Here is a 20,306-nt window from a genome sequence, read left to right as displayed (position 1 = left end):
GCTGAGACGCGCGATTGCAGCAGACCCCTCGGATCGCCACCAGCGGAGACGACGAGACGATGCTGGTGAGGAGCCTGGGGCGGGTACCGCCACGGAGGAGCGCAGCTCGTCAGATGCAGTTGCCGCGCCATCCTTCGGAGGTCGAGGCATTGTTGGGAGCCCAGTGGCGGCGCCATTCCCTCCTGTCGATTGGTGACTTCGGTACGTGCCGCCGCCCTGGCCGGACCTCGGGGAGGGCACCAACCTGCGCGAGATCGTTCTGCGGAGGGCCGGACCTCGGGGAGGGAGTACCAAGTATGGGAACAGGGATGACCAGCGGTTTCGTGCCGGCAACCTGGTAGTCGAGTCGCGTTTGGAGTTGCTCTGCGCGTGTGACGGCCACGTGGGGGCGGGAACGATGGTCCCGCCCCACGGCTGCATCGACTGCCAGAGGCGTGTCCTACTTCCGAATGGCCGGGATCACCCGCCTGTGATGACGGACCTTGTCCAGCGACAAGCCGATGAACTCCGCGATCTCCTTGTCGGACGTTCTCAGCGAAGGGAGATCCAGTCATCCAGCGTCTCACCCAAGCTCTTGGGGACGCCCGCGGTCACGGGGCCGGGGGCCGGGCTCCGACTCAATCTGATCGATGTGGATCTACGTTCTATTGGGTCAAGGTGGTCACAGGCACTTGTGACGGCATGAGGTATCGGCTTCGTCCACCAAACGACACATACGGGCTCTAGTTGGGGATGCTGAAGGCTGGTTCGTAGCCATTGGCTGCGAGGTCTTCGTAGGTCTGAGTGGTGGGGACTCGGTCCCAGATTCCGCCGAGGAGGACGGCAAATCCGGCGGGTGTGGCGAGGAAGAGATGTAGAACTGGGGGTCTGAGGGTGCGGGCGATCTCGCGGGCGAGGTCGCGGATGGCGAGTGCCACTCCGAAGGCGTGGTCCAAGCTGGCGATGCTCGTGTTGGACGTGCCGGTGGATGGCCGGACGATCAGCAGGGGAATGTCATGGCCAGTTGAGGCGAGGTGCTGGTGGACGTCGGCGGTCAGGTCGGCGGAGATGGCGACGGCTAGAGCAACATCCTGTCCGGCTGGCAGGTCGGTGAGAGGGCGGGACAGGGAGATCGCTGCGGGGGCGACGTGGCCGGTTGGGAGGGTCCAGAGTTGCCCGTCTTTGATCTTTGCCGGGGTGAACCCTGCAGTTTCCTGGAACATCACTCCGGCGGTGAACCAGGTGGGAAGCCGCATGGTGCCGGTGATGAGGATGCGGCGTGCGCGGAGGCTGCGCAGTGTGCGCTGAGCTGCAACAAGTTGTGGGCGGAGGACGGTTTCCCATTCCTGCGGGTTTTTCAAGCCGCGGCGGTTGCGGGCCTCGCTGCCGCGGAACCGGTCGACCCAGTTGACGCTGATCGCGGCGTCGGGATGTGCGGTGTGGTCGTCGAGGGAGTTGATGGCGAGGATGGTGAACGGTTCGGTGGCGTGGAGCCCGAGCCGGTCAACCGCATCCCGGACGTCACTGGCTGTTCTCTCTACCCGGTTGGTCTTGACCCATTCCCGGACTTCGGTGATACCGAGGCGGAAGGCGGTGTCGTCAGCGCGGACGCCGGCGGCGTAGCTGATCTCGGCCACATGGTCTCGCCAGACGGCTTCTGAGGCATCGGTGCGCAGCCGCAGGTCGGCGAGGAAGGCGAACAGTTCGTCGTCGGTGCAGCTCAGGTGGTCAATGAGGCGGCTGCGGGCCGCGAGTGCGTTAGCCGTCGTTGTGTGTTGGAGTCGCTCGCCAAGCCTGTCGTGGCGATCTCGCAGGGTCAGGACCGGGTCGGCGGGGTCGATGGAGCGGGTGGTGACCAGGGTCAACTGGGGGTGCGTCTCGTTCTGAGAGAGATCGGTCCATGCGTGGTGGAACCGTTGCAGAATGCTGGCCCCGCCGGTTCGGGTCGGTTCGCACAGCCAGTCGAGTGTCGCGGCTCGCTGTGCGGACACCGTCGCCTTGACCTGGAGGTAGTCGTTGGGGCCGGGGTCTTTGGTGATCACGACGTCGTCGACGTTGCCGACGTGGGCGGCTTCGACGGTGACGGCTTGGATCCCGGTGTGCGGGACCAGGGTGCGCAGGGCGGCGTGCCAGGCCACGGCGTGCTGGACGTCGTCGCCGGTCAGGCGGGCGCCGCTTGCACTTGGACGGGTGGCGGCTGGCACCTGCTTCATGACTGGGCCGTGAACGGAGGCGTTGGTGGGCAGGTGCGGACTTGCTCGGCGATGAGCTCGGCGGTGATGGGATTGTCGGGATAGGCGGCCAGGCAGGTCGCGGCGAGCACTCGGTCGACCAGGTCGGAGTAGGTGTGGCCGTATCCGCGCCCGTCTGGTCCGGTCAGCTCTACCAGGTGATCCAGGTTCGACGGGCTGAGGTGAATTCCCTCGAAAAGAGCGGTGAGAATGGCAGCGCGCTGGGCGTCGTGGGGGCGGACGAAATCGAACTCGGCTGCGGCCCTGCGACGGATCGCGGGATCGAGGGCGCCGATGCGGTTGGTGCACATGATGACCAGGACGCCGGGTGCTTCGGTGGCGATCTGGCTGATGCCGCGGATCAGCGCGTTTACCCCGGCTCGGTCCTCGTGGTGCATTTGGCTGGCTTCGCGGGATTGGGCCAGGGCGTCGGCCTCGTCGATGACGAGGATGGTGGGTCGTGTCGAACCGGCGGCGCGGGCCTCGTCGAGTACGACGTCGAATGCGGTCCCGATCAGCCGGGTCATTTCGCCGACGGCGCCGGTGCCGCGGGCGCGCAGGCTCAGCCGCTTGACGCGCACGTCGATGCGGTGCCGACGGGCGATGGTGTCGGCGAAGGTCTCCGCGAGGGTGGTTTTCCCGGTGCCGACGTCGCCAGCGAAGATGATCAGCGGCGGTCGGTGAGTCAGCCGGTCGACTGCGGGCAGCACGGTGTCGTGGGCGCGGAGACTCCACTCACGCAACAGGTGCGGTTGCAGGATCAGTTCGGCTTCTTTGGCCAGACGGGTCTTGACGTGGTCGAGCCCGATCAAGCGTGCGTAGCGCTGCTGGGCGAGGGGATCAGGGAGGTCGAGGTCGTCCTCGAACAGATCGTTGCTGGTGGTCATAGTGATCGGTAGGTGCTCCTGGTGAATCCCGTCCCGTGGGCCGAGTAGGTGCGGTCGGAGGTGTGGTAACCGCCCGTGTAGCCGGGGGCGGGGGCGTTGGCGCGAGTGAAGGGCAGCAGTTCGGTGAAGTTGTCCCGGTCGGTGCCGGTCAGTTGGGACCATTTCGAGCTGTAGTGCAGGAAGCTGGTGAACACGGTGCCGCTGGTGTCGGCGTGGCGGTCGATCCCGCCTGCGCGATCGTCTGCAACCAGGGTTCCGTTGGCGCTGGTGTACTCCAGCGTGACGGGAACCCAGGCCCCGTTACGCTGGAAGCCGTAGATGACCTTGTCGACGTAGTCGCCGTGGGACAGCAGCGCCGCCTCCAAGGCGTAGTCCGCGATGTCGGTGTCGGAGGGGCGGCCGTAGTAGCGTTGCACCTGCCGCAGATCGGTGGCGATCTTCGAGGCGACGTATTTGGCGGAGGTCAGGCTGTAGGTCGCGGACTCTGAGCGCGTGTAGGAGGTGGTCATGGCTACCCCCGGAACCTGCTGCCGAGCACGACCTGCCAACACTTCACGGCCTGGTCCTTCGTCGTGGCGAAGCTCGCCTCGGTGATGGCGTCCAGGGCGGCCTCGGCCGCGTCCACGATCCGAACACGGTCCCGGTGCTCATACAGGCGGGCGGTGTTGTTCGCCGGGTTGACCGGGTCGAAGATCTCGATCTCCCCGACCCGTGTGTTCGGCAGGTCCGACGCCGGGTAATACGTGTCGAACGCGATCCGTTCGCCGAGCTCCGTGCGTACGATGTAGTCGAAGAAGCCCTCCAACGCGGTGGCGTAGTCGGTGAAGTCGACGCGCGCGGTATCCAGAAGGTGCGCGCAGAGCAGTTCGATCATGAACGACTTGAACCGGAACTTGTCTCTCGGAGGGCTGCTCATGACCTGCTCGCGGACCCACCACTTCACCAGGCGCACCACCTGTGCCCAGTCGTCAGGACAGTCATTCTTCCGGACCTGAACGAAGTCGAGGTGCAGCCGGACGCTGGTGAGCAACCAGTCGGTCCGGTCAACGGCGTCCTTGGCGATCAGGTAACCGCGATCATCCGCGTCGCCTTCGTAGAGCACCGGCACGACATCGACATCGGTGCCGGTGGACTTGAAGTGGACGTTCACGCAGTGCGTGCCCGGCGTGATCTGGGACGGGTCGAGCAGTCCCTTGTACGCCGCACGGAGCCGTGCGCTGATCCACTCCACCAGTTCGGCTTCCTCGACGGGGGCGTCGTCGCGCTTGACGTAGATCGCCACGTCGAAGTCGTTGAATGTACGTAGCGCCGTCCCCTTGGCCACCGAGCCCGCGTGCAGCATCTTCACCAGCGAAAACCCGGGGTTGTCCGCGATGTGCGACGTCAGCCGGTCGCGCAGTGTGTTCACCTGCTTTCGCCTGTCGATCGCGGTCTGGCGCGGCAGGTTCACCGCCCGTTCCGCGAAGGCCGCCACGTCGGCATGCGTGATCGTCGGCGTCACGTCCACAACCCCCTGAAGTCCCCCGCGCACTCCTGAACCCTCACTTCTACGACTCCATCCCCCGAGTGCGATTGCCTCAGATTTGAGCATCATCTTCTTGGTTTCAGGTAGAGTACACGGCGAAGATTGCCGCCGAGTCGCCACATCTCACCCGGGCGTGTCGGCGGAAGTGGACGCAACTTGACTCAGTGGTAACCAAGGTATGCCTAAGATGCGAGCGGACCGATCAAGATCGAGAATCGTCCGCTCACCAGCGGACGTGGACTGGCGCGGAGACAAGACGTGAACGACCCGCAATTGGACCCCGGCGACATCGCGGCCCTGTTCGACCGGGCCAGACTGCGGATGGCGCGCGAGCTTCGAGGGCTTACCCAGGTGCAACTGGCTCGAGAAGTCGGCTCCGTCACGGCGGCCTCGGTCAGCCAGTTCGAGAACGGGCACACCCGGCCCGCCGCATCGACCCTGCGTCGGCTCTCGGTGGCGCTACGCGTGCCACCGTCTTTCTTCGCCGCCCCTGCCCGTCCCCCTGCTCAGGAGCAGCTCAACGGATTCTTCCGAAGCCTCAGGTCCACCTCTCCTCGAGATCGCCAACAAGCACTGGCCTACGTGCACCTCACACGGGAACTCGCACTCGAGCTCGAAAAATACGTCGCGCTGCCGGATCTCAACCTGCCGCGCGTTCCTGCCGACGAAGGACAGCCTCTACAAGCCACCGATATCGAACACGCCGCGGCACAGACGCGAAGCCACTGGAACGTGCCTCGTGGTCCAATTCAGGACGTCGTGAGACTGCTCGAAATGAACGGGATAGTCGTTGTTCGCTTCCGTGTCAGCATCGAGAAAGTCGATGCATTCTGCGTCGACTTCCCTGACAGGCCGGTGGTCGCTCTCGGAGCCGACAAGGGATTGCGCGACCGCTCACGCTTCGACGCAGCCCACGAACTAGGACATCTCGTCCTACATGGCATCAATGGCCAAATCGGCGACAAGGCTACCGAGAATCAAGCCAACGAGTTCGCCGCCGCATTCCTCATGCCAGCCGACGACATCAAACCCGAACTTCCGGCCCGACTCGACTGGCCCACATTTCTCCGCCTGAAGGCAAAGTGGCACGTCTCACTTGCGGCCCTGCTGGTCAGGGCAAAGACGCTCGGGGTCATGAGTGAGCACACTTACGCGCAGGCATGGAAAGCCTTGTCCGTGCGAGGATGGCGCAAGGTAGAGCCTGGCCCGCTGGGAAACCCGGAGGCTCCGGTACTCCTACGACGCGCGCTGGAACTCACGGAAACGACCGGCGTCTCATTCCCTGAGTTTATCCACCGCTCAGGGCTTCCCAAAGCGGACGTTCGTACTCTGCTCAACAGGGATATCAGCGAACGGCCTCGTGTGGAGTTTTGAACTTGTCGGTGTGTAACTTGCAGAGGTCGGCAGGCGATCTTCATGTCAGCAGCTCCAGCGTCAGTGCTACCTACGCTGGTCTGCCCGTGGTGGAAGATACTTCTGTGGTCGACACGACAGCGTGGGGGAGGCAGTGGGGTGACGGACGATCCCAGGCTTGCCGCTGAGCAGCGGGCGCGGGTGCTCATCGATCAACAGTTGGCTGATGCCGGATGGTTGGTCCAGGATCGGAAGCACATCAACTTGTTCGCCGGCCTGGGTATCGCGGTCCGCGAGATGATCATGGCCAAGGGGCACGGCCGTGTGGACTACCTACTTTACGTCGACAAGCGGGTAGTCGGGGTCATCGAGGCCAAGTCGGTAGGGACCACCCTGTCCGGCGTTGAGTGGCAGTCCGCCATGTACGCCGAGGGGTTGCCGCCCGAGGTGCGGCTGAAGGCGTTGACCGTGGACGGGCGCTTGCCGTTCGTCTTCGAGGCCAGCGGCACGGAGACCCACTTCACCAACGGCTACGACCCCCAGCCTCGGTCCCGGCGGCTGTTCAACGTTCCCAAGCCGGAGACACTCGCCCGCGTCCTGCGGGACGCTGAGCGCGACCCGGCCCGGCCGACCTGGCGAGCCAAGGTGCGGACACTGCCGGTGCTGGACGAGCGACCGATGCGCAAGGCTCAGGTCGCCGCGATCCGTGGGATCGAGAAGTCGCTGGCTGAGCAGCGGTTCGACCGTTCGCTGGTGCAGATGGCCACCGGCGCCGGCAAGACCTTTACGGCGGTCGCCGAGTCCTACCGGCTGCTGAAGTTCGGTGGCTTTAACCGGGTACTGTTCTTGGTGGATCGCAACAACCTCGGCGATCAGACGCTGGCGGAATTCCAGAACTACCGCACACCCGACGACGGACGCCGCTTCACCGAGATCTACAACGTCGACAAGCTCACCAGCGCGGGGATGCTTGGCTCCACCCAGGTGGCGATCTCCACGATCCAGCGGGTGTTCAAGGTGCTCAAGAACGAGGACGTGGCCGAGGGCGACGATCCCGGCCTGGATGGCTACGTCCCCGAGGCGCCGGTCACCGTCGCGTACAACCGACTGCTGCCGCCGGAGAGCTTCGACCTGGTCATCGTCGACGAGGCGCACCGCTCCATTTACGGAGTCTGGCGCGGGGTGCTGGAGTACTTCGACGTCCACGTCGTCGGCCTGACCGCCACGCCCGGCAAGCAGACCTTCGGATTCTTCCGCCAGAACCTGGTATCCGAGTACACCTACCCCGAGTCGGTGGCTGACCTGGTCAACGTCGACTTCGACCTGTACCGGATCAAGACACAGATCACCGCCGACGGCTCCGAGATCGAGGCGGGCACCGTCGTGCCGATGGTGGATCGCCGCACCCGTGTGCAACGCCTAGAGGCGCTCAACGAGGATCTCGTCTACACCAGTAGGCAGCTGGACCGCGCGGTGACCTCCACCAGTCAGATCCGGCTGGTGCTGGAGACTTTCCGCGACAAGCTGCCCGAGATCTTCCCCGGCCGCTCGGCCGTGCCCAAGACGTTGATCTTCTGCAAGGACGACAACCACGCCGAGGAGGTCGTCACGACGGTGCGGGAGGTATTTGGCAAGGGCAACGACTTCGCCGCCAAGATCACCTACAACGCGAAGGACCCCAAGGGGCGGCTCCAAGCGTTCCGCACCTCGACGGTCCTGCGGATCGCGGTCACCGTGGACATGATCGCCACAGGCACCGACGTCAAGGCGCTGGAGTGCGTGTTCTTCATGCGTGACGTGCGTTCGGCACAGTACTTCGAGCAGATGAAGGGCCGCGGAGCACGCACGATCTCCTCTGCCGACTTCCGCGCTGTCACTCCGGACGCCACCGAGAAGACCCGATTCGTCATTGTCGACGCCGTCGGGGTCACCGAGCACGACTTCGTCGACCCGCCCCTGAACCGCCAGAAGGGCATCAGCCTGAAGAAGTTGCTGGACAAGGTGGCCACGCTCACACTCACTGAGGATGAGACCGCGACTCTCGCTTCACGCTTGACGGCCTTAGAGTTGCAACTCACGCCCGCCGAGCGGGCCGAGCTGGACCTGGTTGCGGGCAACGCAGTCCAGGCCATCGTTCGCGGTCTCGTGGATGCGGTCGACCCGGACAAGCAGGCCCACGCGGTCCTGGGGGCCGCTGACCCGGCCGCTGTCGTTCAGCAGCTCCTCGATAGCGCGATCGAGCCCTTGGCGGCCAACCCCGAGCTGCGCAACCGGATCCTCGAACTCCGACGCGCTCACGACCAGATCATCGACGAGGTCAGTGTGGACGTGCTCTTGGACGCACACGGCGTGGTCGACACCGACCGCGCCCGGTCTCTCGTCGAAAGCTGGTCGCAGTACCTCGCAGAGCACCGCGACGAGATCACTGCCATTCAACTGATGACCGAGGCCCGAGAACGTCACATCTCCTTCGACGACATCCAGGAACTGGCGGACCGGATCAGCCGGCCTCCCTACAACTGGACCCCCGAGGTGCTCTGGGCCGCCTACGAGGCCATCGCGGCTGGTCGCGTCCGCCGCAGTACCCGCCACACCCTCACCGACTTGGTGTCTCTCATACGCTTCACGATCGGCGAAGACGAAGAGCTGGTCCCTTACGCTGACCGAATTCGTGAGCGCTACGCTGCGTGGCTAAACCAGCAAGAACATGCTGGAGCCAGGTTCAGTGAGACCGAGAGGTGGTGGCTCGATCGCATGGTCGAGGTAGTCGCGTCCTCGGCCGGTATCACCCCCGAAGACCTTGACCGAGCCCCCTTCACCGACCGCGGCGGTGCCGACGGCGCCCTCCGTGACCTTGGCGTGTCCCGTGCGGCCGAACTGCTGGACGAACTGAACAGGGAACTGCCTGCATGACACCTCTGCTCCCTATCCCCGACGGTTGGACGTGGGCACTGCTAGGCGAAATCGCCGATGTTGTTGGCGGTGTAACGAAAGATTCGAAGAAGCAATCGGACCCAACGATTCCCCTTGTGCCGTACTTGCGTGTCGCCAATGTTCAGCGGGGTCGCATCGATCTTTCATCGGTGACCGAAATCCGTGTGCCCGAATCTACGGCTAATAGGCTTCAGCTTCAGTCCGGCGATGTATTGCTGAATGAGGGCGGCGATCGCGACAAATTGGGGCGGGGATGGGTATGGGAGGGACAGATCCCTCGCTGTATCCATCAGAACCACGTGTTTCGGGCGCGAATTCGCAACGAAGCGCTGCGCCCAAAGCTCCTTGCTTGGTTCGCCAACGAGTGCGCAAGGGAGTGGTTCGAGAGGTACGGCAAGCAGACTACAAATCTGGCATCGATAAGTCTTTCAATGATCAAGCAGCTACCTGTTCCGATTCCTCCTTTGGATGAGCAGGAGCGACTGCAGGATTTACTTGAGGACCATCTCTCTCGCCTCGACGCGGCAGCTACGTACTTTGACCAGGCTGGCCGCCGAGCAAGGCGACTTAGGGCTGCAATCGTCTCCGCTGAGCTGGCCAAGGTCAACGGAAAACGACACCTGATCGGCGGACTATCCATTGGTGTGCGTAATGGCATCTTTGTATCGCGAGCGAAGGCGGAGCCTAACGGCACGCCAATCCTGCGAATCGGTGCTGTTCGTCCATTGGCGCTCGACCTAACCGATCTGCGCTATTCGGAGCGTGAGGCAGAGGATCTCCTGCGCAGCGACGCGCTGCTGCAACCCGGGGACTTGCTATTCACCCGTTATAATGGGAACTCGCAGTATGTCGGCGCATGTGCTGTGGTTCCCGGCGGGATCCCCGCACTCACGTATCCCGACAAATTGATTCGCGTGCGCCCAGACCCTGATCTTGCAGATCCCGGTTTCGTCGCATTGGCGTGCAGTTTCGGAGACGGTAGGAAGCAGATTCAATCGAAGATAAAGACAACATCCGGGCAGATGGGTATATCTGGAACGGACTTGAAGAACGTCGAGATAGTGCTTCCCCCGCTTAGTGAGCAGTTGCGCATCGCCGCACAAGTTCGCGAAAGTCTGGACAGCGTCAGGATGCAGGAGTCGGCACTCGAAACGGCGCAACATCGAGTGAATCGCCTACGGCGAGCACTATTTATGACTGCCTTCTCGGGTGAGCTCCTTCGAGGGCAAGTGGATACCAATTTGACATGAACCTATTGGGAGAGTTGGCCAATGTTTAACGCGCGGTCGTTGGTCGACAAGCTGTGGTCCTACTGCAACGTGTTGCGTGACGATGGCGTCGGCACGATCGAATACGTCGAGCAGCTCACCTATCTGCTCTTTCTCAAGATGGCGCATGAACGTGCAACGCGCGAACTCAATCCGCAGCAGATCGTTCCGTCGGAATACTCCTGGCAGACCCTGCTGGATGCCAGGGGTGACGCGCTGGAGACGCAGTACCGGCACATTCTGGAAGAGCTCGGGAAGCGGCCAGGCGTGTTGGGAACGATCTTCCGGAAGGCGCAGAACCGGATCCAAGATCCCGCGAAACTGAAGCGGCTCATCGTCGACCTCATCGACAAGGAGAATTGGTCGGCCACCGGCACCGACATCAAGGGCGACGCCTACGAAGCGCTCCTGTCCAAGGGAGCTGAAGACATCAAGTCCGGTGCCGGACAATACTTCACGCCCCGCGCGGTGATCCAGGCTATGGTCGACTGCGTCCAGCCTACGGTGAAGGACACCGTGGTCGATCCCGCCGCAGGGACGGCGGGCTTCCTGCTCGCAGCGCACGAGTATGCCTCCCGTGGATCGGAGTCGATGACCCGCACTGAGAGGGACCATCTCCGGCACGACTTCGCCTACGGCCACGAGCTTGTCGACGGGACGGCCCGCCTTGCCGCGATGAACTTGATTCTGCACGGCATCGGAGATCCGGCTGGGGACTCATTGATCGAGGTGCGCGACGCGCTGATCGCCGACCCCGGCCGCCGTTGGTCTGTTGTTCTGTCCAACCCTCCGTTCGGTCGTAAATCCTCGTTGACGATGGTGGGCGCCGATGGGCTGGAGGTTCGCGAAGACCGCGAGATCGAACGCCAGGACTTCGTCGTTACCACGGCAAACAAGCAGCTCAACTTCCTTCAGCACATCGCCACGATCCTGGACATCAACGGCCGCGCGGCCGTCGTACTGCCGGACAATGTGCTCTTCGAGGGCGGTGCAGGTGAGACGCTGCGGCGCAAGTTGCTCCGCGACTTCGATCTGCACACCATGTTGCGCCTGCCAAAGGGGATCTTCTACGCACAGGGCGTCAAGGCGAACGTGCTGTTTTTCGACAAGAAGCCTGCGGCCGAACGCCCCTGGACCGACAGACTCTGGATCTACGATCTGCGTACCAATCAACATTTTACGCCTAAGCAGAATCCGCTGCGCCGTCAACACTTGGACGATTTCGTCGAGTGTTACGCGCCGGGAAAGGCGCGCTCAGAGCGGATCGAGTCCGAACGATTCAAGTCGTTCACCTACGACGACCTTCTCGCACGCGACAAGGTCAACCTGGACATCACGTGGCTTGGTGACGAGTCGCTCGAAGACACCGACAACCTCCCAGCCCCACACCTCATCGCCCGCGAGATCATCGAGGACCTCACCGCCGCACTGGTCGAACTCGAAGCCGTCACCGCGGCGCTCGAGCCGTCATCCGGCGGAATGTCAGACTGAAGGCGACTCGGACACCGGGCGTCCTCCGGGCAATACTTGTCAGGCGTAAGTCGCTCTGGATTACGTGATTCGGCTGTTGATCAGGGGCAACACCGGGCTAACCTCCACCCTCGAGAAACGGCCGTGTAGTTGACCGGGGACCAGGCCCGTGAGGTCCAGCCCGGTCACGATGACGTGCCGTGGTGCGTCCGCCGGCCGGAAGAGGACGTCCAGGTCGACCCACCAGCAGTCACGCCAGCCTCGGTCGTGCCGAGCTGGACGACCAACCGTACGACGACCTCATCCACCGCGTGCGGGCGGCGATCGGTCCGAGGTAGGCAGGTGTGCCGTGATCAACAGCCCGTTCACGCGCTGGGAGGGTGATGACATCCGTCAACAGCCAGCTCGCGTCGACTCCGGGCGTCGCGGCGCAGGCGGGGCAGTCCACGCGGACCTCGCCCCCGGCAGAGATAGCTCTGTTGACTCCTGAAACGACGATGTGCCCTCCGCCTTTGCAGGTGGCAGGAAGGACGGCGATCGTCGTGCCAGCCTGACCGACTCGGTAGCGCAGCGCGCCGTCCGGCGCGGAGGTGAAGGCAGCGGAGTCACGTCGGCAAACTACCATGTTCGCACGTACGTTCGACTCGCCTGGAATCTGACGGCTCGCGCAGGGCGTCTGCGTGCGCGGGGCCATCTTCGTCGGTCACGCCGGAGGCAAGAAGTACACCGCACATGCGTGGGATGAGGGCGACAGCGTTGACGTTGTGCTGGGTGTAAACCAGCATCTTCCCCGTGCGCCGGACGCACAACGGCAGATACCTCGTCGGCGAGCCGACCCAGCAACACCAGGCCGGCGGCGACCAATCGCTCCACGTCGCCGTCCAAAGACCCGCTCTGCGCTCTGTAGGCGCGAGCGAGCAACTCGACACGCGACGAGATCGCAGCGTCCCAGGTGGCGAAACCCCGGCCCAGCCCACTGTCCGAATCGCCGAAGCACGCCACTGGAACGCCGTGCAAGCCCGCCAGAGCGGCCCCTGCGGAGTACATCACGTCGCCCATAACTGCTGAAGGCAACGAACGCGAATCCTCGGCATCGCGACCGGGCAGATACTCAGCGACAATCAACAACCGATCACCCACCGCACTGCTGGCGCCCGTGAAACCCAGCAGCCTCGGCACCGGCACACCGTGCTCCCACACCCGACGATGCTCATCGAGCCGTCTCAGCGCGACAGCTTTATCGCCATGCAGCCCTACCTTGCCGACCAGCCGCCCGAGACCGGAGTCCAATACTCATGACGTATGGCTACGCCCCTTACGCAATACGCCCACAGGACGGACGGGAACTGCCTCCGGCAACAGCCGCTCCACCGCAGCCACCACTTGATCGACCGTAAGATCCGCAACAGTCACAAGCTGGACACTAGATGGCACCAACGACACGAAAGGCCACACATGGGCGCGGCTGCCACGGAAATCATCGCGAGGGCCGTCATCCGACGGGACGGACACCTGCTGCTCGCCACGCAACGCACGAAGTCCTGGTCGTTCCTGCCCGGCGGTCATGTCGAACCCGGCGAGCGGGTCGAACCCGCCCTCATCCGCGAGATCACGGAAGAACTCGGGACCGAGGCCACGATTGCGAGGTTCCTCGGTGTCGTCGAACACGGATACATCGAAGACGACACCACCCACCACGAACTCAACTTCGTGTTCGAGGTCGACCTCGCCGACAGCGAACCCACCAGCCAGGAAGCCCACCTGGAATTTCACTGGTGTCCCGTAGACGACCTCGCTGAGTCCGACGTGCGACCACGCACACTCAAAGACGCTCTCCTGGCCCCTGCTGACGAACAAACTCCCTTCTGGCGCGCCTGGGCCAGCTAGCAATTCAGATGTCTGACGGCGCTTGCGGCTCCGCGTATCAGTCTGCGGCGGCGAACCCCTTGCTGGGGTCGTCACCAGACGTTTGCCCTGTTATCTAAGTGGGCAAGCTGGCCAACTCGGGTGAGGAGATGACCAATTGCATTGCTGCGACATTTGTTTCGTCATTCGCTTTGTAGTACAAGGCGCCGTCCACGGCCAGTGTCAGTGACCACGCCAGTACCTCGTCGTGCAGCCCAGGCACTCGTGATCGGCAGAGTCGTATCCTGGTGGCAAATTCGCCGTCTTGACGGTAGTAGACGCACCAGAACGCCCAGTCGAAAGCCGGGGAACCCACCTTGGGGTGCGGGTCGATGAAGACCGGAGTCAGGTTTGAGTCGAACAGGATGTTCTCAGCGTAGAGGTCGGCATGCAGCATCGCGCGCTGATTCGATGTCGCACATAGATCGGCGCCCAGGTCGAGGGCCAACCGAACGTTTCGTTCGCCGACAGCCTCGCCGAATCGGGACGCGCGTCGCTCAATCCTTGGCAGAACTGTTCGAACGTAGTAGCCGCGAAGGGTTGGGACCGGAGTGCAGGATTTAACTTCGACCTCGTGTAGTTGTGGCAGCGCATCTGCGATTCGTTCGATGTGATCGTCCGGCCGTGGCGATCCACCCGCCGCACTTCCGACGAGTTCAATTAGGAGGATCTGAGTCGTATCGTCGGAGCTAATCAGGCGACTTGCGCTGTGCCCTCCCCAGTGCGTGAGAGCTGCTCGTTCTTGCTGGTAGCGGTCCGAGTCGGGAATCGCCTTCAGAATGACGGGCTGTCCAGTCGTGAAGCGTCCGACGCCGACCACGGAGGCCCACCCGGCATCGTGGAATCCGTCGACGGTGATGTCGCAGCTGGAAGCAGTGGCCGCGACGTTGTCCTCGACATCGCCCAACCAGGTACGGATTGACGAGCCGTAGTGCTCGACAAGCCGCTGGCGCGCTCCCGTCGGAAGGCCCGGGCTTAGTGGGGCCATGCGGCACCGGTTGCCGAGTAGTCGAGTAATTCCGAGTCGAGGATGCGGCAGACCTCGGCCCACGGCATTGGCAGTGGGGCAATCCCGGTCCAGTAGGCATGTGCCCATCGGACGATTCGACTCAATCCAAGGCTGCCCTGGCACGTGACTTCGCGGCGGAGCAAACGGCGAATGGCGTTGCCGGGGCCGCGTGGGGCCAGGTCGATGCCGGAGCCGACAATGAGGGTCGCGGTTCGGACAGCGTCGAGGACGCGAAGGCTCACGTGCTCAGCCAGGGTGCCGTATACGACCTGGTCCCAGTCGCGTTGGGTGAGTAGCCAGGCCATCCGTTCCAGGCCGGAGCCGATATCAGTAGCCAGTTTCGACGGGTTCTCGCGGTTCCACAGCAGCACGGCGTCCCCAAGTTCCCGGCTCTCATGGTGGATCCGCAGGGTGATCCCAGCGACCGCTGCGCGATGCCAGACGGGGAGCTTGCCGCTGATGGTGAGGTGTTGGGCGTGGAAGCCGAGACGTGAGAGAACGCCGATCCAGGCGTCGATGAGGGTGGCGTGCTCGCGGACCGTTGCGATCGGCTCGACGATCGAGACGTTGACGAAGGAGGTCGCGAAACCCGGTAACAATGCGCCGTGCTCGTCACGCTCGCCGGTGAAGCGCACGACCGGTTGTGGGAGGAAGCCGTGCGCATGGACGTGATGCTGGGTGTGTTTGAGGTACGGGTCGAGAGCCTGGACAGCGGAGAAGGTCAGCTCGGCGTCCTCGAGTCCGCGAAGCGGCAGCGGGTGGTGTCGTTGGATGCCGTGGGCAGTACAGGCCTCCGTGAGGGTCGTAAGCATCTCGGGCAACGACGGCGAGCGCCGTGGTGGCCGGAACGCGTTCGTGACGCGTCCGTAGACGAGGGTCACCTGATCGCCGTCCAGGGTGCACTTCCAGGTCGGGAAGGTTTGCTGGAGTGCTGCCAGCAGTTCGGCGGAACGGCCGGTCAGCATGGGCGTGTAGCGAGTGCGTGGAAATGCGCGGCCGGGTCAAAACGGCTCAGTCCGATTTCCTGCACCTCCCGAGCGCGGGACGGTAGCACTTGTTCAATCGCGTCACTGAGCGCTTTTGCAGCGATGGCGTCGTCGGCGTCATGGTGAACCTGGGCGATGCTGCCAGTGTGCTCGCAAAGGGCGGCATGAGCGCAGGTGCCTGTCTGCCAGGCCAGTGCGGCGACTGGTGTTCCCGCGCGTAGTGCTTCACCGAACGATGCGGCTCCCGCCTCGATGTAGTTGGGGGCGCAGGTATAGACGAACGCACTCGCATCGGCCAGCAGATGCATCTTGGCCTCGCCTCCGACCTCGCCGACCATGCGCACGTGCTCCGCTCCGAACACCTCGCGGTAGGCGTCCACGTAGTCGGCATCGAACACCGGTCCGGCGACGGTGATGCGCTGCCCGAGGAGCCCGGCAGCACGGATCGCCAGGTGTGGAGCCTTCTGCCGGTCAATACGGCCCATCCACAGCAGCTCGCCCTCCCCGCGGGCCGGTAACTCGGCTTCATTCAGACCGAGATGCACAGCCAACTCTGCAATGGGCAGATGCTCCGCGTATCGCTGCCGCATCTGCTCCGAGTAGCAGTACAGCCGCGATCGCAGCCCGTCGAAGGCATCGGTGCGATGTTCGAAGTACGGCCAATGCTGGAATGTGGCGACATCGGCGTCCAGCGTCTCCCATACCGACCGCCAGGCAGGTAGCGACGGGTACTCGTGGCCGACCACGAGGAGGTCATAGCTGGCGTCGCGCAGCTTGCGGGCCTCCTGGCACCCCGGTGTCACGTCCTCCAGCCGGGTCGGCCACACGTGCCACTCGTCCGCCAGTTCCGGCCGCCAGTGCGGACCGAGCAGGTGCACGTCAGCTCCAGCGGCGCGTGCGCCTACGGCTACCGCCCACAGCCATCGCTCGATCCCGCCATAGCCAGCTGGCGGAAATGCGTAGTCGCCGGGGAAGTCGCAGACGCCGACGAGCATCGGACTACGACTCGGGAGTGCCGTCAGCTGCGAGGCGACGGAAGCCGGTGAACGGCACCAGCACCTCGGGAACGACCACCGAGCCGTCGTGCTGCTGGTTCTGCTCCAGCAGCGCGGCCAGCGTCCGCCCGATCGGCAGGCCCGACCCGTTCAACGTCGCAGCCAGCCCACGCTTACCGTCCTTCGTCTTGGTGCGAATCGCCGCTCGCCGGGCTTGGAAGGTGCCGCAGTCCGAGCACGAGCTGATCTCGCGATAGGTGCCCTGGCTAGGCAACCACACCTCGATGTCGTAAGTGAACGTGGCACCAAAGCCCAGATCTCCAGCGGCCAACGCCACAACTCGATAGGCCAGCCCGAGTTCCTTCAGGCACACTTCGGCGTGTCCGAGCATCGTCTCCAGCTCGGCACGGGACTCCTCAGGACGCACAATTCGCACCAACTCGACCTTCGAGAACTGGTGCAACCGCAGGATGCCGCGCGTGTCCCGGCCATACGACCCGGCCTCAGAACGGAAGCACGGAGTCCACGAGGTATAGGCGTAGGGCAGTGCTTCCGACGGCAGAATCTCGTCAGCGTGCAGGTTCGTCAACGGCACTTCGGCGGTCGGGATCAAAAACAGCTCCCGATCGGCCACCCCGGTACGGAACAGGTCGTCCTCGAACTTGGGCAACTGACCGGTTCCAGTCATGGTGGCCCGGTTCACCAGGTTGGGAACACCGATCTCCTGATAGTCGTGACGACCCGTATGCAGATTCAGAAAGAACGTCGCCAGCGCCCGTTCCAGCACCGCGCCGGGCCCACGCGTGACGCTGAACCGTGAACCCGAGAGTTTCGCGGCCCGACCGAAGTCGAAAATGCCCATCGCTTCACCCAAGTCCACGTGGTCTTTGGGGTCGAAGCTGAAGCTCGGCGGGGTGCCGTGTTTGCGCACCTCGACGTTGAAGTCTTCGGAGGCACCGTCGGGCACATCGTCGGCTGGGAAGTTCGGGATCGTCAGCAGGATCTCGCGCAGCTCGCCTTCGACCTTCTCCTGCTCTTCCTCGAGCTCGCGTACCCGATCCTTGAGTGCTCGGGCACGCTCCTTCAGCTCGGTCGTGTCGTCGCCGGCCTTGGCGGTCTTGCCCACCTCGGCCGCGACCTTCTTGGACTCGGCCCGCAACTCATCCGCGCTCTTGATCGAGGAGTTCCGGCGCGTGAAAAGATCCTCGATCGTGGTCAGGTCGAGTGTGTAGCCCCGCCTAGCCAAGGAGCGAACAGCGTCCTCGCCCAGGTCGAGCAGGGTGCGGGCATCATGCATGAGTTGCCTCGTCCTCGTCTCTATTTGCTGAAGCGTGTGTACCGACGGTAGCAAGTGCAGCCTGCGCTTCTCGCGGGAATACCCCGAGGTCCACATGCCAGCCGCGGTCCTGCGCCGAAGCGAGATCGCATAACAGCCAACCTGTCAGGACCTGTAGCTCCTCATCGTCGATAAGCACCGGCTTCAGGCACGGCGCCGGAGGCAGAAACACCTCAGTCAACGACTGCTGCGGGAACGCCTGCGCCCATTGGATCACCGAGACGAGCAGTCCGTGAGCAACGACAAGACGCGGCCCCGGCCGTTCCAGCACCCCCCGCAGGCCAGCAAGCATCCGCTCGATCCCCTCGGTTTGCGACTCCCCAGCGCCTGGCGGCCGAACGTGCGGGCCATGCTCGATGAGCCAACGCGCGTAGTCCAGGAAAGCAGCGCCCTCAAACGCGCCGTAGTCCAGCTCGTTCAGACGTGGATCGACATACACCTCAGCTCGTCCGGCAACAACCCACTCAGCCGTACGTATGCACCGACCAAACGCGCTGGTCACGCATGTCCCGAGATTCTCACTAGGAACCGCCCACCGTGCCACCCGACATTCGGCAACCCCGTCGCTGGTCAGGGGGACATCGACCGCTGGATCCCCGTTGACCCGGTAGTCGACGCTGTATGCACTAGGTGCGTGGCGGAGCAGGTATGTCGTGGCGGCGGGCCTTGTCATGCCGTCGCTGGTCCATCGCCCGAGATGATCTCGTCGGTGAGCAACGGGAAGGTGTCGAGAGTCTCCAACAGGAGCGCCCGCAGCTTGTCGTTGGCCAACTCATCGCCGCCCTCGGCCAGCCGGACCACAATCCGCCACGGCCGATCCAAGCGCTGCCCAGTAGCGCTGACCAGGTGCACTTCAGCCGGTGCCCCGGTCGCCTCAAACAAGCGCTGGGCGATACGGTCCGCGGCCACGTTGTAGAGCTTGCCGACGTGGTAGACGGGGTTCTTCCCGCTGACACCCTCCACGTTCATCGGGCGCAGCGGCGTGATCAGGCCGTTCACCCGGTTACCCCGGCCTACCACGCCTTCATCCCCGGACTCGATCGAGGATCCCGTGTACGTCAGATACAGCTCGTCACGCTCAGGAAGATCACGGGCGTTGAGGTGGAAACGTGCCTCTACCTCGGGCAGGCTCCGCTCCGCTATCCGTCTGCACTCAGCCAGTACGGCGTCCTTGTTCTCCAGGTACTCGGCACGACTCGTCACCTGTTCGCACTTTTGCGGCACCGCCAGCACCACATCGAGCTCCCGATCCACGCCGTGAGCCATCACCTTGACGTCAGAGCCGCACCAGGGGTGGGACGCCCGAAACCCATCCGGACTGGAGAAGTGATCAGTAAGCGTTCTTACGAAACGCTCCACCCGGTTCTCTGGCGCCCAGCCTGTACCGAGACTCGTGTCGTTGGCCAGCAACTGCCGACGCTCACGCAGGTCATCAATCGACCGCGGCGCGAACCACCGCCCCCGGTCAGTGGAACCCTGCCCGGTCAGCACAGCACCGGGACTGGGATTACTGGTCACGTTCATTTCAATGGACACGTGCCCGTCCAGCTCAGGTATACGGTCGGCGAAGAACCCACGCACCTCCCCGGCGATCAGGTCATCGACGGGGATGGACACTCCCCCACAGGAACGGGCCACGCGACCGTTGACCAGGACGCGAACTGGGTCAACCATTCGGCCCGCTCCGTATCGAACTTCGCAGGAACCGCCCAGCAAGCTCAGCTTGTCGAAGTTGTGGTGCAGCACTACCCCGAACTCCCTGCGTGTGTAGCGACCGTAGGCGCGCGAAAGAGACTCCGCCAAGTGGTCGGCCAACGTGTCCGGATGGCCCAAGCCTTTGCGTTCGACGATGGCAAGATCGCCGGGGGCGGGTACGTTTCGCTCCACAACTAGGTAGCTACCGTCGAGATCGATGTGGTCGCGGAGCATCGTCCGTTCCAGTCCTTCACTTCTCGGGTCAGCCGACAGGTCACGCAGGAGACGAAACGCTACGGATACCTGCCGCGCGTGTAAGCCACCTCCGTCCGGATCACTCGAATGGCTCACCGCAGGCGAGGATCCTGGAGACTCCTCTGAGTGTCACATGGCAGATTCTCGCCACACGCGCACAACCCCTGGTGAGCGACGGTGGGCGTCAGAGCCCGGTGCGCTACCTCCTTTTCCGGAGCCGAGATCCCGAGTTTCGCTAGGCCCTGCGCCACCGTTCGCGCGAGCAACGCACACAATGGCGGCCGACTCGCGCGAACGTCATCGCTTGCGGCTTTCAGCACGGGCCAGCGCCTCATAGAACTCAAAAGGCGTGGGTCTGTAACAGGAACGGTGTTTTCGGCGTTCGTGGTTAGTACTTCTCGGCGCCCGGCCAGCGGTCACCGAACGTGTTGGCGAACGCGTTCAATGCGGGTTTCCATCGCATGGTCCACCGGGCTTG

15 protein-coding genes are annotated in these 20,306 nt (G+C 63.7%); 5 read left to right on the top strand and 10 right to left on the bottom strand.

Features of this window, described 5'->3' with window-relative positions; genetic code table 11:
• Positions 1–722: 722 nt before the first annotated feature.
• From D0C15_RS16840 to D0C15_RS16825, 4 genes are read right to left on the bottom strand one after another with little or no spacing between them, the layout of a single operon-like run.
• On the bottom strand, positions 723–2,192 hold the full coding sequence (locus tag D0C15_RS16840) for an SAVED domain-containing protein (RefSeq protein WP_116046413.1): 1,470 nt from the start codon (positions 2,190–2,192) through the stop codon (positions 723–725).
• Positions 2,189–3,097: an AAA family ATPase gene (locus tag D0C15_RS16835; protein ID WP_116046410.1), complete on the bottom strand. Its 909-nt coding sequence runs from the start codon at positions 3,095–3,097 to the stop codon at positions 2,189–2,191. The genes D0C15_RS16840 and D0C15_RS16835 overlap by 4 nt, the downstream gene beginning before the upstream one ends.
• On the bottom strand, positions 3,094–3,606 hold the full coding sequence (locus tag D0C15_RS16830) for an HORMA-1 domain-containing protein (RefSeq protein WP_116046407.1): 513 nt from the start codon (positions 3,604–3,606) through the stop codon (positions 3,094–3,096). The genes D0C15_RS16835 and D0C15_RS16830 overlap by 4 nt, the downstream gene beginning before the upstream one ends.
• Before the next feature lie 2 nt (positions 3,607–3,608).
• Entirely contained in the window at positions 3,609–4,598 is a 990-nt protein-coding gene (locus D0C15_RS16825) for a CBASS oligonucleotide cyclase (protein WP_211323227.1), read from the bottom strand.
• Positions 4,599–4,880: 282 nt separating this feature from the next.
• On the opposite strand from D0C15_RS16825, the gene D0C15_RS16820 reads away from it, so the two are divergent.
• The 5 genes from D0C15_RS16820 to D0C15_RS16795 all read left to right on the top strand — a co-directional run bounded on the left by D0C15_RS16820 (position 4,881) and on the right by D0C15_RS16795 (position 13,534).
• Positions 4,881–5,996 (top strand): helix-turn-helix domain-containing protein, encoded by a 1,116-nt coding sequence (locus D0C15_RS16820; RefSeq protein ID WP_116046404.1) that lies wholly within the window; start codon positions 4,881–4,883, stop codon positions 5,994–5,996.
• Between the two features lie 138 nt (positions 5,997–6,134).
• Positions 6,135–8,888 (top strand): type I restriction endonuclease subunit R, encoded by a 2,754-nt coding sequence (locus D0C15_RS16815; protein WP_211323226.1) that lies wholly within the window; start codon positions 6,135–6,137, stop codon positions 8,886–8,888.
• Positions 8,885–10,159, top strand: a complete 1,275-nt coding sequence (locus tag D0C15_RS16805) for a restriction endonuclease subunit S (protein ID WP_116046400.1) — start codon at positions 8,885–8,887, stop codon at positions 10,157–10,159. The genes D0C15_RS16815 and D0C15_RS16805 overlap by 4 nt, the downstream gene beginning before the upstream one ends.
• 39 nt (positions 10,160–10,198) lie before the next feature.
• Entirely contained in the window at positions 10,199–11,668 is a 1,470-nt protein-coding gene (locus D0C15_RS16800) for a class I SAM-dependent DNA methyltransferase (protein ID WP_245975888.1), read from the top strand.
• A gap of 1,434 nt (positions 11,669–13,102) precedes the next feature.
• Positions 13,103–13,534, top strand: coding sequence for an NUDIX domain-containing protein (locus tag D0C15_RS16795; protein ID WP_116046394.1), 432 nt, complete (start codon positions 13,103–13,105; stop codon positions 13,532–13,534).
• 94 nt (positions 13,535–13,628) lie between these two features.
• Here the strand turns inward: D0C15_RS16795 and D0C15_RS16790 are convergent, their stop codons facing one another.
• The 6 genes from D0C15_RS16790 to D0C15_RS16770 form a co-directional block, all read right to left on the bottom strand.
• The gene (locus tag D0C15_RS16790) at positions 13,629–14,459 is read right to left on the bottom strand and encodes an aminoglycoside phosphotransferase family protein (protein ID WP_162830106.1); all 831 of its coding nucleotides are present in this window, start codon (positions 14,457–14,459) and stop codon (positions 13,629–13,631) included.
• A gap of 68 nt (positions 14,460–14,527) precedes the next feature.
• Positions 14,528–15,526, bottom strand: a complete 999-nt coding sequence (locus D0C15_RS34140; protein WP_162830105.1) for a hypothetical protein — start codon at positions 15,524–15,526, stop codon at positions 14,528–14,530.
• Entirely contained in the window at positions 15,520–16,542 is a 1,023-nt protein-coding gene (locus D0C15_RS16785; RefSeq protein ID WP_116046389.1) for a glycosyltransferase, read from the bottom strand. The genes D0C15_RS34140 and D0C15_RS16785 overlap by 7 nt, the downstream gene beginning before the upstream one ends.
• Before the next feature lie 4 nt (positions 16,543–16,546).
• Positions 16,547–17,839, bottom strand: coding sequence for a serine--tRNA ligase (gene serS, locus D0C15_RS16780; RefSeq protein ID WP_116046386.1), 1,293 nt, complete (start codon positions 17,837–17,839; stop codon positions 16,547–16,549).
• Positions 17,832–18,551 (bottom strand): histidine phosphatase family protein, encoded by a 720-nt coding sequence (locus tag D0C15_RS16775; protein ID WP_116046383.1) that lies wholly within the window; start codon positions 18,549–18,551, stop codon positions 17,832–17,834. The genes serS and D0C15_RS16775 overlap by 8 nt, the downstream gene beginning before the upstream one ends.
• Positions 18,548–19,807: a methionine adenosyltransferase gene (locus D0C15_RS16770; RefSeq protein ID WP_116046380.1), complete on the bottom strand. Its 1,260-nt coding sequence runs from the start codon at positions 19,805–19,807 to the stop codon at positions 18,548–18,550. Before D0C15_RS16770 ends, D0C15_RS16775 begins: the two co-directional genes overlap by 4 nt.
• Between the last annotated feature and the right edge of the window lie 499 nt (positions 19,808–20,306).

The sequence above is a fragment of the Amycolatopsis palatopharyngis genome, assembly GCF_003385185.1.
In the GTDB taxonomy this organism is placed as follows: domain Bacteria; phylum Actinomycetota; class Actinomycetes; order Mycobacteriales; family Pseudonocardiaceae; genus Amycolatopsis; species Amycolatopsis palatopharyngis.
The sequence above is the reverse complement of the archived record's forward strand: the minus strand, read 5'-3'. Positions and strand labels throughout refer to the sequence as shown.